Raw genomic sequence first — 15,885 nt, 5'->3', positions numbered from 1 at the left:
GGAATCCTGTGGGGATGGCAGCGAAAGACGACCTCGGGCGAGCCGGGGAACAGCAGGCAGCGGACTACCTGACGAAGCGCGGGTATCGCATCGTCGATCGAAACTGGCGGTGTCCGCAGGGCGAACTGGACATCGTCGCCGTCGTCGGTCGGCATCTGTCCGTGGTCGAGGTGAAGACACGGCGGTCGGCGTCCTTCGGGCACCCGTTCGACGCCATCGACGACCGGAAGCGCCGGCGGCTGTGGCAGCTCGCCTATGCGTGGCGGGCTGCGCATCCGGATCTGGCAAGGGGACGGGTGCTGCGGGTGGAGGCGGTCGGCATCGTGGGGGCGGTTCCGGAGACCGCGTCCATCGAGCACCTCGAGGACATCGCGTGAGCACCGCTCGGACGTGGTCGGTGGCCCTCACCGGGGCGGAGGGGCATGTCGTCGAGGTCGAGGCCGACCTCTCGCCGCAGACGCCGGAGTTCCGCATCATCGGCCTCCCCGACAAGTCTCTGGGCGAGGCGGTGCAGCGCGTGCACAACGCCTGCGTGAACTCCGGGCTCTCGCTGCCCCGGCGGCGTCTGACGGTGAACCTCTCGCCGGCGAGTCTGCCCAAGCACGGGTCCGCCTTCGACCTCGCGATCGCGGTCGCCTCCCTCGCCGCGAGCGACATGCTCGCTCGTCGTGCCGTGCGGCAGACGGTGCACCTGGGGGAGGTCGGGCTGGATGGCCGTCTGCGGCCCGTCCCCGGTGTGCTTCCCGCGGTCTTCGCCGCTGCACGCGCCGGCTTCGAGCGCGTGATCGTGCCGCACGGCAACGCGACGGAAGCCGGTCTCGTCGCCGGCGTCGAGGTGCGCGCCGCCGCGTCGCTCGCCGAGGTGGCAGTCTGGCACGGGGCCGAGGTGGAGGTGCCGGATGTCGAGCCGGTTCCCGGCCCGCAGCCGCCGGAGGGAGAACCGGACGACCGGGACCTCAGCGATGTCCTCGGACAGGAGGAAGCCGTCGAGGCCCTCATCGTCGCGGCCGCGGGCGGCCACAACATGCTCCTGAGCGGTCCGCCGGGAGCAGGCAAGACGATGCTCGCCGGGCGACTGCCCGGGATCATGCCGCCGCTGACGGAGCAGGAGGCCATCGAGGTCGCTTCCGTGCGCTCCCTCTGCGGCGAGGCCGTGACCGGGCTCGACCACCAGCCTCCGCTGGTCGCTCCGCACCACAGCGCCTCGGTGGCGGCGATGGTCGGCGGCGGGTCGCGGACGGCGCGCCCCGGCGCGGTCGCACGGGCTCATCGGGGCGTGCTCTTCCTCGACGAAGCGGCCGAGTTCCCCCGGGTGGCCTTGGACGCGCTCCGTCAGCCACTCGAGACCGGCTTCGTCGACGTGCATCGATCCGGCTTCGTCGTGCGGTTCCCGGCGCGGTTCCAGCTGCTCCTGGCGATGAACCCGTGTCCGTGCGGGAACCGGGGGGTGCGTGACGGCGACTGCATCTGCCCACCGCAGGCGCTGCGACGCTACGCGACTCGCCTCTCCGGGCCATTACGCGATCGTCTCGACATCGATCTGCCGGTCTCGCGCGTCGCCGCCTCACGCTCGCTCGCGGGGGAGCGCTCCGGGGTGACCACCGTCGAGGCCCGGCGCCGCGTCGGCGAGGCGCGCGCTCGAGCGGAGCGGCGATGGCGTGGCACGCCCTGGCGACGCAATGCGGAGGTTCCCGGGACCCTGCTCCGGCACGGCGGATTCCGCCTCCCGCCAGACGCGCGGGCCGGTCTCGATCGGGCACTGGAACGAGGGGCGTTGACGCTCCGCGGATACGACCGCGTCCTCCGGGTGGCCTGGACCATGGCCGACCTCGCCGGACACGACCTCCCCGGAACGGACGAGATCGGCCGCGCGCTCCTTCTGCGGACGGGGGTGGCGCGGTGATCGACGAACTCGTCTCCCAGCAGGATGCGCTCGACGCCGCTCGGAGACTGCGCGGCACCGACGACGTGGCGGAGGCGCTCGCACGTGTCGCCTGGTCCGTCATCGCCGATCCCGGGGACGCCGTCGCCGCGACCCTCGTGCGCGAGTTCGGACCTGTCGACGGCATGCGTTTCGCTCTCGACGCGCGGGGACGGTCATGGCCGATGGTCCGCGCCGCGGGCGCACGACGGGCGCTCGACGAGGCGCGGGCGCGGTGGCGACAGCGTGCCGATCCGGCGGCTGTGATCGATGCCCTCCGGCGGGCGCAGACGACGGGCGCCCATCTGCTCCTTCCGGGAGATCCCGACTGGCCGCTCGCCGTCGACGATCTGGATACGGAGGGTCCGGTGGTGCTGTGGGCGCGCGGGCGCCCGGAGCTCCTGACCAGCGCGGCACGCGTCGCCATCGTGGGCGCCAGGGCGGCCACCGCCTACGGGGAGCGCGTCGCCGCCGACCTCTCCGGCGATCTGGCCGCCGCGGGGACGGCTGTCGTGTCGGGCGGCGCGTACGGCATCGACGGGGCAGCCCACCGCGCCGCGTTGACTGTCGGTGGGGGGACGATCGCGGTTCTCGCCGGAGGCGTGGACCGCCCGTACCCCGCCGGGCACCGCAACCTTCTCACGCGGATTGCTGTCGACGGGGTCGTGGTCAGCGAGGTGCCCTGCGGGACGGCGCCGACCCGGTGGCGCTTCCTCGCCCGCAACCGACTGATCGCGGCACTGGGGCAGGCGACGGTGGTCGTCGAGGCCGGGTGGCGCAGTGGCTCCCTCAACACGGCGGGGCACGCGGCAACGCTCGGCAGGCCACTCGGCGCGGTGCCCGGTCCCGTCACCTCCGCCTCGTCGGCCGGCTGTCATCGGTTGCTCCGCGAGTACGACGCGGTGTGCGTCACCTCCGCGGCGGAGGTGGCCGAGATGCTCCCGATCGACGCGCGGTCGCCGCACGCACACGATGCCACGGAGGAGGGGCGGGTCCTGCTGCTCCGTGCCCTGAGCACCCGGACCGCTCGGACGGAGGCGGAGCTCGCGCAGCGCGCGGATCTCACCGTCGAGCGGACCAGGGCACTGCTCGGCCTCCTCGATCTCGACGGCCTTGCGCGGCGGGACGGGGACGGCTGGCGCGGGATCGGCGCGGCACGGACGTCATAGGACGGCTCGCGGCGGGGCGCGCGGCTCGGGGGGCGGGGGCGGGCCAGGGTGGAGGTATGGACTTCGCGGTCGCTGTCGAGGCGTTCGCCGACCACCTGGAGAAGGTGCGCCGGCTGTCGCCCGCGACCGTGAAGGCGTATCGCTCCGACCTGCGGGACCTCGGGGCGAGCGTGGCGGGCGGTCCGGTGGACCGGATCGACCTGGAGATGCTGCGTGAATGGCTGTGGCAGGCGACCCAGCGCGGCGACGCGCGAGCGACCCTGGCCCGACGTGCGGCCACCGCGCGAGCGTTCTTCGGCTGGGCGCGCGAGCAGGACATCATCCCCATCGACCCGAGTCTTCGGCTCGTGGCGCCGAAACGGGCCAAGACGCTGCCGACCGTGGCATCGAAGGACGCGATGTCCGAGCTGTTGGAACGCCATCGGCAGGCCGCATCCTCGGGCGAGCCCGTCGCCCTCCGTGACCACGCCGTCCTGGAGCTTCTCTACGGCTCCGCGGTCCGCGTCTCCGAGCTCTGCGGTCTCGACATCGACGACCTCGATCTCGACCGCGGGACGGCTCTTGTGCGGGGCAAGGGCGACAAGGAGCGCGTCGTGCCATTCGGTGCCCCGGCCAGGGATGCACTCGGTGCGTACCTGCGCCGCGCTCGCCCGGCGCTCCTCAGCAGGGCCGCGGGTGCCTCGCCTGCCGTCTTCCTCGGAAGCCGCGGCGCCCGGCTGGGACCGCGGACGGTCTACGAGGTGGTCGCCCGTGCGCTCGCACCCGTCGTCGGCGCGGAGACCGTCGGGCCGCACGCCCTCCGCCACACGGCGGCGACGCATCTGCTCGACGGCGGCGCCGACCTGCGCGCCGTGCAGGAGATCCTGGGGCACGCGAGCCTCGGCACGACGCAGATCTATACGCATGTCTCGGCGGAGCGGCTGACGGCGACGTACCGGCTGGCGCATCCTCGCGCCTGAGCGGCTGCCCGCTCGGTCGGAGATCAGGTCCCGCAGCAGGGCAGGAGACGGGCCCGCAGGACGGCGCCGAACAGCAGCATCGGGTTGATGTACTCCCCATCGCGCCGCACACCGACATGCAGCGCGCCAGGAGCCGTGTGCCCACCTGTGGAGACCCGACCGATCTCCTGACCCCGGCTGACCGTGTCGCCCGCCCGGAGCGAAGACTCCAGCGGCTCGAACGAGCTCACCAGGCCATCTGTGTGTCGGATGGTCAGCACGGGACGATCGACGACCACGCCCTGGAATGCGACCACTCCGTCCGCCGGAGCGCCGACAGCGGTACCGACGGCGGCGGTGACGTCCATGCCCCGGTGTCCGGGACCGTAGGCGTGCGCCGGTGCGCGATACGCGGCGCTCACATGGCGGCCACCGTCGACGGGCCATCGCCATGCACCCTCCGAGGCGGAACTGTCGGCCGGGGACGGGCCGGAGCGGGATGCCGTCGCCGTGTGTACGGACGCAGGGGCGGCGAGTGGGGCGCCGCCGCCGCCCAGAAGCACGAGACAGGCGAGCGCCGCCGTGATCGCGACGCGAGCGGCACGAGACGAGTGTGAACGGACAAGGTGAGGGGAACCGGAGGGAGAAGTCATGCGGTGAGTGTGCGCCGGGGGCGATCGCGCGGACCGGACGCCCGGGGGAAGAACCCTGTAGCGGGGGAGAAGGGCGAGGATTGCGCTCCTGTGCAGGACGAGCCGGCGGCGCATGATCCTGTATGCTGGACGAGCACCTCGATCTCGGGGTGACTACGCGTGCCCAGAGCGACTCCGTCGTGGCATCCACTCCCGCAGGTCCCGTTCTCCGAACGGGTGGGCGTGAGCCGGGCACCAGGATGTCCGACCGTCCGGTCGGCATGACAACCTCAACGGCGCTCCGCGCCAGAATCAGGAGACGACCATGGCTGTGGTCACCATCCGCCAGCTGCTCGACAGCGGCGTGCACTTCGGACACCAGACCCGTCGGTGGAACCCGAAGGTGAAGCGCTTCATCCTCACCGAGCGCAGCGGCATCCACATCATCGACCTCCAGCAGTCGCTCGGCTACATCGACAAGGCGTACGACTTCGTCAAGGAGACCGTGGCGCACGGCGGCACGATCCTCTTCGTCGGCACCAAGAAGCAGGCGCAGGAGATCCTCGCGGAGCAGGCCACGCGCGTCGGCCAGCCCTACGTGAACCAGCGCTGGCTCGGCGGCCTCCTCACCAACTTCTCCACCATCGCGAAGCGTCTCGCCCGCATGAAGGAGCTCGAGGAGCTCGACTACGAGAACCCCTCCGCCTCCGGCTTCACGAAGAAGGAGCTGCTGCTCAAGAAGCGCGAGCTGGACAAGCTCCACAAGTCGCTCGGCGGTATCCGCAACCTCACCAAGACGCCGTCCGCCCTCTGGGTGGTCGACGCCAAGCGTGAGCACCTCGCCATCGACGAGGCCAAGAAGCTCGGCATCCCGGTGATCGGCATCCTCGACACCAACGCCGACCCGGACGACTTCCAGTACCCGATCCCCGGCAACGACGACGCCATCCGTTCGGTGTCGCTGCTGACGCGCATCATCGCCGACGCCGCCGCCGAGGGCCTGCAGCAGAAGCACAACCCGGAGTCGGGCGACGCCGAGCCGCTGGCCGAGTGGGAGAAGGAGCTCCTCGAGGCTCCCGTCCAGGAGTCCGCTGACGCCGCCGAGGTCGTTACCGCCGACGACGAGGCCGCTGTCGTCGAGACCCCTGCCGCCGACGCCACCGCCGCCGACGAGGCCGGTGCCGAGGCGCACGACGAGGCGATCGCCGCCGCTTCCGGTGAGGAGACCGCCGAGGTCGCCGCCGCCGAGGCCGCAGACGCCAAGTAATCCCTCGTACACCCACACAACGAAGCAAGGAGCCACCACACATGGCCAACTTCACCATCGCCGACCTCAAGGCGCTGCGTGAGCAGCTCGGCACGGGAATGGTCGACACCAAGAAGGCACTCGAGGAGGCCGACGGCGACGTCGAGAAGGCCACCGAGATCCTGCGCCTGAAGGGTGCGAAGGGCAACGCCAAGCGCGCCGACCGTTCGACCAGCGAGGGCCTCGTCGTCGCTCGCGAGCAGGACGGCGCCGTGACGCTCGTCGAGCTCGCCTGCGAGACCGACTTCGTCGCGAAGAACGAGCGCTTCATCGCGCTGGCCGACAAGGTCGCCGACGCCGTCGCCGCCGTGAAGGCCGACTCGGTCGAGGCCGCTCTGGCCGCTCCGGCGGGCGACAAGACCGTCGAGCAGCTCATCTCGGAAGAGGCCGCCATCATCGGCGAGAAGGTCGAGCTCCGTCGCGTGCGCACCGTCACCGGTGACAGCGTCGAGGTCTACCTGCACCGCACGAGCAAGGACCTGCCGCCGCAGATCGGTGTCGTCGTCGCCTACACGGGTGACGACGCCGAGACTGCGCGCAGCATCGCCCAGCACATCTCGTTCGCCAACCCGTCGTACCTGTCCCGCGAGGACGTGCCGGCGGATGCGGTCGAGAAGGAGCGCGAGATCGTCACCGAGATCTCCCGCAACGAGGGCAAGCCCGAGGCCGCTCTGCCGAAGATCGTCGAGGGCCGTGTCTCCGCGTTCATCAAGCAGGTCGCCCTGCTCGAGCAGGACTACGCGAAGGACAACAAGCTCTCCGTCGCCCAGGTGGCGAAGGACGCCGGTATCACCGTGACGGACTTCGCGCGCTTCAAGGTCGGCGCGTAGCACTGTCGAAGGGGTTCGGATCGCTCGATCCGAACCCCTTCTTCATGCCCACCAGGCACTATCTTGAATCGGGACGAGAGGACATCCCCCATGACTGAACGCACCGGACGCCGTCGCGTCCTCCTCAAGCTCTCCGGAGAGGCGTTCGGCGCCGGGCAGCTCGGCGTCAACCCCGACGTGGTCAGCCAGATGGCGCGCGAGATCGCCGCTGCGGTCGACCGGGTCGAGGTGGCGGTCGTCGTCGGCGGCGGCAACTTCTTCCGCGGGGCCGAACTCAGCCAGCGGGGCATGGACCGGGGGCGGGCCGACTACATGGGCATGCTCGGCACCGTGATGAACGCGCTCGCGCTGCAGGACTTCCTGGAGCAGGCGGGCGCGGCGACGCGCGTGCAGTCGGCGATCTCGATGACACAGGTCGCCGAGCCCTACATCCCGCGTCGCGCGGAGCGGCACATGGAGAAGGGCCGCGTGGTCATCTTCGGTGCCGGTGCGGGCCTGCCGTACTTCTCCACCGACACGGTCGCCGCGCAGCGCGCACTGGAGATCGGTGCGCAGGAGGTCCTCGTCGCCAAGAACGGCGTCGACGCGATCTACACCGCCGACCCGAACAAGCACGCCGACGCCGAGCGCATCGAGCGCGTGACCTACCGCGATGCGCTCCAGCAGGGCCTCAAGGTCGTCGACTCGACGGCGTTCAGCCTGTGCATGGACAACAACATGGACATGCGCGTCTTCGGCATGGAGCCGGCGGGCAACGTCACCCGCGCTCTCCTGGGCGAGCCCATCGGCACGCTCGTCACCGCCTGAGCGCCTGCACGGGACGGGGGCCCGCTCCCGATAGAATTTCCAGAACACCCCGACGATAGGAGCCACCGTGATCGCGGACGTCCTCGCTGAAACCACCACCCGCATGTCCCGGGCCGTCGAGGCTGCCAAGGAGGACTTCTCCACGGTGCGCACGGGTCGTGCGAACCCGCAGCTCTTCCAGAAGGTGCTGGTCGACTACTACGGCACGCCGACGCCGCTCGCTCAGCTCGCGTCGCTCGCGAACCAGGAGGCGCGCACGCTCATCATCACGCCGTACGACAAGTCGGCGCTGAAGGCGATCGAGCAGGCCATCCGCGACATGCCGAACCTCGGCGCGAACCCGACGAACGACGGCAACCTCGTGCGCGTCACGATGCCCGAGCTCACGGCGGAGCGCCGTAAGGAGTACGTCAAGCTCGTGAAGTCGAAGGCGGAGGACGCCAAGGTCCACGTCCGCGGCATCCGCCGGAAGGCGAAGGACGAGCTCGACGGCCTGAAGAGCGAGCTCGGCGAGGACGAGATCTCCCGTGGTGAGAAGGAACTCGACGCGCTGACCCGTCAGCACGTCGACCTCATCGACGACGCGCTGAAGCGCAAAGAGGCAGAACTCCTCGAGGTGTAGTCCGCATGTCCGACGAATCGCGAGGCACCGACGAGGGCGCTCCGGTGGCGCGGCCGGAGGTCGGCCCCGACGGCGGCGTGCCGCTCGGCGACGCGGCCTTCCCGGCCTTCGACGCCGACCGCGTGCCCCCGCGACCGCCGCTTCCGGCGACGCCGGGTGCAGCGCCGATGACCGCCGACCGGCTGGACACCGCGGATCACAATGCGATCCGCGAGCAGTGGCGCCAGGCGCGGGACGAGTTCGGCACGCACGTGTCGCATGCGCGGGATCAGCTCGACCAGGCGAACGAACGCATCAAGCAGCGCACCGGACGTGACCTCGTCCTCGCGATCCTGATCGGCCTCGCCTTCGGTGCGGCGCTCCTCGGCTCGCTGCTCTTCATCAAGGCGCTGTTCGTCCCGTTCGCGTTGGCCGCGGCGCTCCTCGGCGTCTACGAGCTCTCGCGCGCGCTGCGCGCCGCCGGGCGTCGCGTCGACGTGATCCCGCAGTTGATAGCGGCGACCTTCCTCGTGCTCTCCGCGTACTTCGCGGAGCCCTGGCTGAGCTGGGTCATGCTGTTCGTCTCCGTGGCGTTCGTCATCGTCTGGCGCCTGCTCGCCCAGATGGTCGCGAAGGATGGGCGCACGTACGGCGATGTGCTCACCGACGCCGTGATCGGCGGGTTCGTGCAGGTGTACGTGCCATTCCTCGCGGGTGTGGCCCTCATCCTGCTCGAGCAGGAGGGTGGCCAGTGGTGGGTGCTCAGCTTCATCTCGATCGCCGTGGCGGCCGACACCGGCGCTTACGCCGCGGGGCTCGCGTTCGGGCGACACCCGATGGCGCCGCGGATCAGCCCCAAGAAGACCTGGGAGGGCTTCGGCGGTGCGGTGGTGGCGTCGCTCGCGGCGGGCGTCCTCCTGGCGATGTTCCTGCTCGACCTGCCCTGGTGGGGCGGTGTGATCTTCGGGGCCGCGATCCTGCTGTCCGCCACGCTCGGAGACCTCGGCGAGTCGATGCTGAAGCGGGATCTCGGGATCAAGGACATGAGCTCCTGGCTCCCCGGGCACGGTGGGCTCCTCGATCGGCTGGACAGCATCCTGCCGTCGACCGTCCCGGCCCTCTGCCTGTACTTCCTCCTCTCTCCCTGGTTGGTGCTGTGATGAACGACAGTGGTGCTGTGATGAACGACGACCGTCGCGAGGTCGCCACGCAACGCGCGGCCACGCCGGCCTTCGCGCTCACGACCGGACGCACGAAGGGGTACCACCGTGCGGCGGTGGACGGATTCCTCGCCTCGGCGCGGCGGGCGTTCGAGAGCGGCGCTGACGATCTCACGGCCGATGACGTCCGCACCGTCTCCTTCCCCCTCGTCAAGGAGGGGTACGTGGTGGCTGACGTCGACGCGGCCCTCGGACGGGTCGAGGACGCTTTCGCCGCCCGAGAGCGGGAACGCGCCGTGCGGTCTCTCGGAGCGGGCGCCTGGGTGGAGCAGGCCAGAGCCGACGCGCAGGTCATCCTGGACCATCTGGCGCGTCCGCGTCGCCACCGGTTCGCCCGTACCGGCTTCCTCACGTTCGGGTACCGCGTCGACGAGGTCGACCACGTCACCTCCCGGATCGTCCGCTACCTGCGGGACGGCGACGCGCTGTCCGCTGAGCAGCTGCGGTCCGCAGCGTTCCGCATGCAGCGTGGCGGCTACCGCGAGGAGCAGGTCGACGCGCTCCTGGATGCCACCATCGACGTGATCCTGGCGGTCCGCTGAGCCGTCTGATGGCCTCTTCAGGCAGGTATGCGTAAACTGTCCTCCATCGTGAACTCCCGAAACGACATGATTCCCGAACGAAGCGACGCCGTGCTGGTACCCGCAGCCACGGCTGCATCAGCCTCCCGCGGCACGCGCCGCTGGTCGCGCCGCCGCGGTGTCGTGGGCGTCTTCAGCTCGCTCGCGGTCGTCGCATTCGCGGCCGCGATGGTCGCGCCCACCGGCGTCGCGCTCGCTCAGCCCGTCGCCACGGAGGCCCCGGACTCCGTGTATGCGGTGGCCCTGGCGGACACCCAGAACCTCACGGTCACGGTGGAGGGCGCGGCGATCACTCCCGTCGAGCGCGGCTCCTTCGACGTCTACGTCAAACCCAAGCCGAAGCCCAAGCCGAAGCCGGCCCCGGTGACCACCTCCTCGTCGTCGTCCGAGGGCTCGCAGGGCGGGTCGTCCGGGGGCGGCGGACTCCCGCCGTACAGCGGCGGAGGCGCACCTGCGGAGTGGATGGCGGCCGCCGGGATCGCGCAGGGCGACTGGCAGTACGTCGACTACATCGTCTCGCGGGAGAGCGGCTGGAACCCCAACGCGACGAACTCCTCCTCCGGCGCCTGCGGCCTCGTCCAGGCCCTGCCCTGCAGCAAGGTGCCGGGGAACGGCTACAACCCGGTCGACAACCTCCGCTGGGCGACCGGATACGCCACGGGTCGCTACGGCAGCTGGGCCGGCGCGTACAACTTCTGGGTCACCAACCACTGGTGGTGAGCCGGCACCATGCCCCGCTCACGCCGACGTCCTTCCGCGCGCCCTGAGGGCGAGGACTCGTTCGACCGTCTCCTCGCCGGCTGGAAGCGCACCGAGGTCCGCCGAGGCGTGGAGTGGACGGTGCAGCCCGTCTCCGCGCTCCAAGCGCAGAAGGCGTACATCTGCCCGGGCTGCGGACGATCCGTCGAACCGGGTACCGCCCATCTCGTGGCCTGGCGCGCCGACGGCGTGCTCGGCGATGCCGCAGCCCTGGCTGACCGCAGACACTGGCACAACCACTGTTGGAGGATCGCATGACCATGGAGATCCGGGGACCGCTGGAGCTCCCGGCGCGCCGCGAGGACATCGAGCTGCACACCGCGGACGGCCTGACGCTCGTCGGCGAGCTCGCGACGCCGGAAGCCGCAGCCCCGGTGGCGACGCTGGTCACGCTGCACCCGTTGCCGACCGCCGGTGGCTTCATGGATTCGCACATCATCCGCAAGGCGTCCGCGCGTCTTCCCGCCCTGGCCGATCTCGCGGTGCTGCGGTTCAACACCCGTGGCACCACCTCGCCGCGCGGCACCAGTGAGGGGACGTTCGACGGCGGCGCTGCAGAGCAGTTCGACGTCGCGGCCGCCATGGACGTCGTCCGCGACCGCGCGCTGCCGCGCCCCTGGCTCGTCGGGTGGTCGTTCGGGACGGAACTCGCCCTCAAGTACGGTGCCGACCACGACATCGAGGGCATCATCCTCCTCTCGCCGCCGCTGCACCGCGCGACGGCGGAGGAGGTCGCCGCCTGGGGGGAGACCGGCCACCGCGTGGTCATCCTCGTGCCCGAGTTCGACGACTACCTGCGCCCGGCGGAAGCGCGGGAGCGCTTCGCGACGATCCCGCAGGCGCAGCTGATCGCCGTGGAAGGGGGCAAGCACCTGTGGGTGGGGGAGACGCAGACGCGCCGGGTGCTCACCGAGATCGTCGCCGCCGTCAATCCGTCGGCGCTGCCGCTGCCGACCCACTGGCCGGCAGCGGACTGACGGCGAGGCCCGCCCCGGTCACCGCTCGTTCATGCGCGGGATGAGCACCTGCCGGTAGAGGATCAGGATGCTGGCCGCCACGGGGATCGCGATGAGCGCCCCGAGCAGGCCCAGCAGGCTTCCTCCCGCGAGGGCTGCCACCACGACGACGGCGCCGGGCACGGAGACGGCGCGGCTCATGATGCGCGGCGAGATGACGTACGCCTCGATCTGCATGTAGATCAGGTAGTAGATCGCCGCCGCGAGAGCCGTGCCGGGGGAGCCGAGGCCCGGGATGAGGCAGACGAGGACGATGATCGTCGAGCCGGTCAGGGTGCCCACCAGGGGGATGAGCGAGAAGAAGAACGCGACGACCGCGAGAACGGCGGGGAACGGCGCGTCGATGATCGTCAGGTAGATCGCGCTGAGGACGCCGTTGATGACGCCCTGGCTGACCTGGCCCATGACGTAGTAGCCGACCGAGTCGGTGATCTGCTCGGAGAGATCGATGAAGCGATCCCGCTTGGACGCCGGGACCAGCTGGTACACCGCGCGCTTGAGCGAGGGCGTCGAAGCCGTGAGATAGATGGTCAGGATGAGGACGATGAAGGCGCCGAACACGCCGCTGAGCACGGCGCCGCTGGCGATCAGCACGCCCTGACCGATAGACCCGCCGATCTCCGCGAGATTGGTCGTCAGCCAGTCCTCCACATACGCGAAGACGTCGTCGACGAGGAGGTTCGGGAATGTCTCCTGGATCCAGCTCCTCAGATCCTCGATCGCGGTTCCCCGTTGCACGATCGCCGTGATCTGGGCGATGAGCTGCGAGATCTGGTCGACCAGCACGGGCAGCACGATGAGGATGATCCCGACGAAGACGGCCAGCACGGCGACGATCGTCACGAGGACCGCGAGCCAGCGGGGCAGGCGTCGACGCTCGAGGAACGTGACGAGAGGGTCGAGGCCGAGGCTGAGGAAGAGGGCGGTGCCGATGTAGAGCAGCACGGTCGACAGCGTCTGGACGCTGCTGATCAGGACGATCCCGAGCCCCACGCCGAGTGTCGCCACGAGGGCGGTGCGGAACGGGTTGTGGATCTTCATGCGGACTCCTCGGTACGGCTGCAGCAAGGCTACCCATGACGCGGCTCGACGCGCCGCCGACGTGCCGGACGACGGACGAGGGAGGGCCCTCGTGGTCAACACACAGGTGGGTTCGCTAGTCTGAAATGTCGAGTGTGGCGTCGTGGGCGGGAAGCCGCGATGCGTGAGGAGACTATTCGTGCGTTTCGTATGGGCCGTGGTGGCCTTCGTGCTGGCTGCCGTGCTGATCGGTGCGGGGATCGCCCAACGCACCATCTTCGTCGGCCCTTCGTCCGAGGAGGCCCGTGTCGACATCGAGGAGCCCGCGCCCTTCGTTCTCCTGGACGGCGACGTCCTGCGGATCAACGCCGGCGCGCAGAAGCTGCTCATCCGCGGCGAAGGGGAGATCTTCACCAGCTACGGGCGCACGGCCGACATGGAGGCCTGGCTCTCCGACTCCGAGTACAACCACGTGACCGTCGGGGACGAGGACGAGCTCGTCGTCGAGCATGTCGCCGCAGCGGACGACGAGGGGTCCACCGAGACGCCGGCGCCCGAGACGACCGCGACCCCGGCGCCGGAGGAGGACGCCGAGGTGCCCGCGGGCCGGAACCCTGCCGGCTCCGATCTGTGGCTCGACTCCTTCAGCGAGGAGAACTTCCTCGCCACTGACAAGATGCAGCTCCCGGAAGGGACCAGCGTGCTGATCGCCTACGACGGCACCAAGGACGCGCCGGACGACATCGTGGTCTCCTGGCCGCTGGACACGCGGACGCCGCTGGCGGGCCCGCTCATGGCGGCAGGCGGGTTGGTGCTCCTCGTGGGCCTGGTCCTGTACGTGCTCGCGATCCGTCACCAGCGCCGTGGCCGCGGCCCGCGCCGGAAGGGGCCCGGGCCGCTTCCCACGACGCAGCCGATCGACGTGGCGGCCCTTCCGCCGTCCGAGCGCGAGGCCCTGGAGGCCGCGGACGGCGAGCAGGCGCCGACACCGGCGAGGAAGGACGACGTGGAGGACGCGGAGATCGTCGACGAGAAGGAGCAGGACGGGAAGAGCACGATGCGCGCTGAGCGCCCGAGGCGTCGTCGGCGCCTGCTCGCCCTCCCCGCCCTCGGTCTGACCGCCCTCCTGGCCTCCGGCTGCACGGCGGAGTCCTGGCCGGAGTTCGGGGCCCCCTCCGCATCGCCGTCTCCGACCCCGACCGTGATCGCCCCCGAGAACCAGAAGCCGCCGGCGGTCACCGAGACGCAGGCCGAGCGGATCCTCCGGGAGGTCTCCGAGACCCTGGTGCAGGCCGATGAGGCGAAGGATCTGGACCTCGCGGCCACCCGTCTCGACGGCGCACCTCTCACGACGAGGACCACCGACTACGCCCTGCGCGCGAAGCTGCCGGATCGGGCGGCGCCCGCCGCGATCCCGACGGACGACGTCGAGGTGGTCCTCCCCGAGGCGACGGACCGCTGGCCACGCACCGTCCTCATGCTCTCGAAGAGCACCGGCGACGACACCGTGCCGCCGGTGGTGCTGACCATGACGCAGGCGGACCCCTGGTCCAACTACAAGGTCACGAACATGGCGGAGATGTCGGCGGACGCGGCGTTCCCCGAGGTGGCGGCCAGCTGGCTGGGGACCTCGCTGGTCCCGGCGGATTCGGCCTTCCTGTCGGTGCCGCCGAACGAGGTCGCCGCGGCTTTCGCCGACGTCGTCGACAACGGTGAGAAGAGCGCCTCCTACGGGCAGTTCGACGATCTGGCGCTGAACCTGGCCACATCGATCAGGGACAGCCGACAGAGCCTGGTGAAGGGACTCGCCGACGCCGGGGCTGCGAAGACCTCCAAGGCCGCGTTCGACATGAAGCCGACGACGGCGGAGCCCGTCTCGATGACGACGCTGGACAGCGGCGCCATCGTCGCCGTCTCCGTCCTCGATGTCGAGACCATCACGCCCACGTCCTCCGATGTCGTCATCCGCTTCGGTGACAACAAGGAGGCCAAGGCGCTCACCGGGGCCAACGAGTCCGCGAAGGGCGCCCAGACGACCTATGAGTTCCAGCTGTTCTTCGCCGTCCCGTCCCAGGGGTCGAGCGAACCGATCCGTCTCCTGGCGTCCCGTCAGGATCTCGTGTCCGTGAAGGTGATCAAGTGAGTGAGATGTCTCCCGCGGCCCTGCGTGGCGCCGTCGATCTGTCCAGCCTGCGCAACCGTCCGTCCCCGCCGGCGGGTGGTGCAGCGGCGCCCGCGACCGCACCGGTGGCTGACGTCGTCGTCGACGCGACCGACGAGAACTTCGGTCAGGTCCTGGAGCTGTCGCGCACCGTCCCGGTGGTCGTCGACCTGTGGGCCGAGTGGTGCGGGCCGTGCAAGCAGCTGAGCCCGATCATCGAGAAGGTCACTCGGGAGCTCGGCGGCCGCGTGCTCCTGGCGAAGGTCGACGTGGATGCGAACCCGCAGCTCGCGCAGAGCTTCCGCGCGCAGTCCATCCCGATGGTCGTCGCCCTCATCGCCGGCCAGCCGGTGCCGATGTTCACGGGCGCCGTACCGGAGCAGCAGGTGCGTGAGGTCTTCGCGCAGCTGCTCCAGGTGGCGGCGCAGAACGGCGTCTCGGGAACGCTCCCCGTCGGCGACGCCGAGACCGGGGAAGCCGAAGCCGCTGCCGAGCCCGAGCTGCCGCCGCTGCACGCGGAGGCGTTCGCCGCCATCGAGCGCGGCGACTACCGTGCGGCCATCACCGCCTATGAGAAGGCACTCGCGGAGAACCCGCGCGACGAGGACGCCATCGCCGGCCTGGGCCAGGTCCGCCTGCTCGACCGTGTGCAGGGACTCGACCTCCAGACCGCCCGAGCCGCGGCCGCAGCGGCTCCGCTGGACGTGCAGGCCCAGTTCGACGTCGCGGACCTCGACCTCGCCGGTGGACATGTCGACGACGCCTTCGGCCGGCTCCTCGACCTGTTCGCTCAGCTGCCGTCCGACCGGCGCACTCCCGTCCGGGAGCGTCTCATCGAGCTCTTCGGCCTCATCGGCGCCAGCGACCCGCGCGTGATCGCGGCTCGGAACCGACTCTCCTCGCTGCTCTTCTGATCGGCCTGCG

17 protein-coding genes are annotated in these 15,885 nt (G+C 70.6%); 15 read left to right on the top strand and 2 right to left on the bottom strand.

Going from position 1 to position 15,885, the window contains the following annotated elements; all coding sequences use genetic code 11:
• Nucleotides 1-14: 14 nt before the first annotated feature.
• Genes AB0N68_RS11915 through AB0N68_RS11900 form a run of 4 tightly spaced genes read left to right on the top strand, consistent with a single transcriptional unit; the run spans nucleotide 15 to nucleotide 4,049 of the window.
• The gene (locus tag AB0N68_RS11915; RefSeq protein ID WP_187663994.1) at nucleotides 15-377 is read left to right on the top strand and encodes a YraN family protein; all 363 of its coding nucleotides are present in this window, start codon (nucleotides 15-17) and stop codon (nucleotides 375-377) included.
• Nucleotides 374-1,903, top strand: coding sequence for a YifB family Mg chelatase-like AAA ATPase (locus AB0N68_RS11910; protein ID WP_280567138.1), 1,530 nt, complete (start codon nucleotides 374-376; stop codon nucleotides 1,901-1,903). Before AB0N68_RS11915 ends, AB0N68_RS11910 begins: the two co-directional genes overlap by 4 nt.
• The gene (dprA, locus tag AB0N68_RS11905) at nucleotides 1,900-3,090 is read left to right on the top strand and encodes a DNA-processing protein DprA (RefSeq protein ID WP_280567137.1); all 1,191 of its coding nucleotides are present in this window, start codon (nucleotides 1,900-1,902) and stop codon (nucleotides 3,088-3,090) included. Before AB0N68_RS11910 ends, dprA begins: the two co-directional genes overlap by 4 nt.
• A gap of 56 nt (nucleotides 3,091-3,146) precedes the next feature.
• On the top strand, nucleotides 3,147-4,049 hold the full coding sequence (locus AB0N68_RS11900; protein WP_280567136.1) for a tyrosine-type recombinase/integrase: 903 nt from the start codon (nucleotides 3,147-3,149) through the stop codon (nucleotides 4,047-4,049).
• A 23-nt stretch (nucleotides 4,050-4,072) separates the two neighbouring features.
• Here the strand turns inward: AB0N68_RS11900 and AB0N68_RS11895 are convergent, their stop codons facing one another.
• Nucleotides 4,073-4,450 carry a murein hydrolase activator EnvC family protein gene (locus AB0N68_RS11895; RefSeq protein WP_313362708.1) on the bottom strand — a complete coding sequence of 126 codons (378 nt, stop codon included), beginning with the start codon at nucleotides 4,448-4,450 and terminating at the stop codon, nucleotides 4,073-4,075.
• A 535-nt stretch (nucleotides 4,451-4,985) separates the two neighbouring features.
• Here AB0N68_RS11895 and rpsB point away from each other — a divergent pair.
• From rpsB to AB0N68_RS11850, 9 genes are all read left to right on the top strand, one after another.
• Entirely contained in the window at nucleotides 4,986-5,927 is a 942-nt protein-coding gene (rpsB, locus tag AB0N68_RS11890; protein ID WP_259951634.1) for a 30S ribosomal protein S2, read from the top strand.
• Nucleotides 5,928-5,968: 41 nt separating this feature from the next.
• Nucleotides 5,969-6,796 (top strand): translation elongation factor Ts, encoded by an 828-nt coding sequence (tsf, locus tag AB0N68_RS11885; protein WP_187664000.1) that lies wholly within the window; start codon nucleotides 5,969-5,971, stop codon nucleotides 6,794-6,796.
• Nucleotides 6,797-6,886: 90 nt separating this feature from the next.
• On the top strand, nucleotides 6,887-7,603 hold the full coding sequence (pyrH, locus tag AB0N68_RS11880; RefSeq protein ID WP_025103358.1) for a UMP kinase: 717 nt from the start codon (nucleotides 6,887-6,889) through the stop codon (nucleotides 7,601-7,603).
• A 67-nt stretch (nucleotides 7,604-7,670) separates the two neighbouring features.
• Nucleotides 7,671-8,225 carry a ribosome recycling factor gene (frr, locus tag AB0N68_RS11875; protein WP_187664001.1) on the top strand — a complete coding sequence of 185 codons (555 nt, stop codon included), beginning with the start codon at nucleotides 7,671-7,673 and terminating at the stop codon, nucleotides 8,223-8,225.
• A 5-nt stretch (nucleotides 8,226-8,230) separates the two neighbouring features.
• On the top strand, nucleotides 8,231-9,364 hold the full coding sequence (locus AB0N68_RS11870) for a phosphatidate cytidylyltransferase (protein ID WP_280567132.1): 1,134 nt from the start codon (nucleotides 8,231-8,233) through the stop codon (nucleotides 9,362-9,364).
• Between the two features lie 20 nt (nucleotides 9,365-9,384).
• Nucleotides 9,385-9,966 carry a DivIVA domain-containing protein gene (locus AB0N68_RS11865; RefSeq protein WP_187664144.1) on the top strand — a complete coding sequence of 194 codons (582 nt, stop codon included), beginning with the start codon at nucleotides 9,385-9,387 and terminating at the stop codon, nucleotides 9,964-9,966.
• 66 nt (nucleotides 9,967-10,032) lie between these two features.
• Complete coding sequence (locus AB0N68_RS11860) at nucleotides 10,033-10,725, top strand: aggregation-promoting factor C-terminal-like domain-containing protein (RefSeq protein ID WP_187664003.1); 693 nt, start codon at nucleotides 10,033-10,035, stop codon at nucleotides 10,723-10,725.
• Nucleotides 10,726-10,734: 9 nt separating this feature from the next.
• Nucleotides 10,735-11,022 carry an Rv1322 family protein gene (locus AB0N68_RS11855; RefSeq protein ID WP_232089226.1) on the top strand — a complete coding sequence of 96 codons (288 nt, stop codon included), beginning with the start codon at nucleotides 10,735-10,737 and terminating at the stop codon, nucleotides 11,020-11,022.
• Nucleotides 11,023-11,024: 2 nt separating this feature from the next.
• Nucleotides 11,025-11,741 (top strand): alpha/beta hydrolase, encoded by a 717-nt coding sequence (locus tag AB0N68_RS11850; RefSeq protein ID WP_268776563.1) that lies wholly within the window; start codon nucleotides 11,025-11,027, stop codon nucleotides 11,739-11,741.
• Nucleotides 11,742-11,759: 18 nt separating this feature from the next.
• On the opposite strand, the gene AB0N68_RS11845 is transcribed toward AB0N68_RS11850, so the two are convergent.
• A complete protein-coding gene (locus AB0N68_RS11845; protein WP_060922797.1) occupies nucleotides 11,760-12,821 on the bottom strand; it encodes an AI-2E family transporter in 1,062 nt (353 codons plus the stop codon).
• A 178-nt stretch (nucleotides 12,822-12,999) separates the two neighbouring features.
• On the opposite strand from AB0N68_RS11845, the gene AB0N68_RS11840 reads away from it, so the two are divergent.
• Together AB0N68_RS11840 and AB0N68_RS11835 are read left to right on the top strand one after the other, a co-directional pair.
• Nucleotides 13,000-14,943 carry a DUF8094 domain-containing protein gene (locus tag AB0N68_RS11840; RefSeq protein ID WP_280567128.1) on the top strand — a complete coding sequence of 648 codons (1,944 nt, stop codon included), beginning with the start codon at nucleotides 13,000-13,002 and terminating at the stop codon, nucleotides 14,941-14,943.
• 5 nt (nucleotides 14,944-14,948) lie between these two features.
• Nucleotides 14,949-15,875 (top strand): tetratricopeptide repeat protein, encoded by a 927-nt coding sequence (locus tag AB0N68_RS11835; RefSeq protein WP_396654786.1) that lies wholly within the window; start codon nucleotides 14,949-14,951, stop codon nucleotides 15,873-15,875.
• Nucleotides 15,876-15,885 lie beyond the last annotated feature (10 nt).

It is taken from the genome of Microbacterium meiriae (assembly GCF_040685015.1).
In the GTDB taxonomy this organism is placed as follows: Bacteria; Actinomycetota; Actinomycetes; order Actinomycetales; family Microbacteriaceae; genus Microbacterium; species Microbacterium meiriae.
The sequence above is the reverse complement of the archived record's forward strand: the minus strand, read 5'-3'. Positions and strand labels throughout refer to the sequence as shown.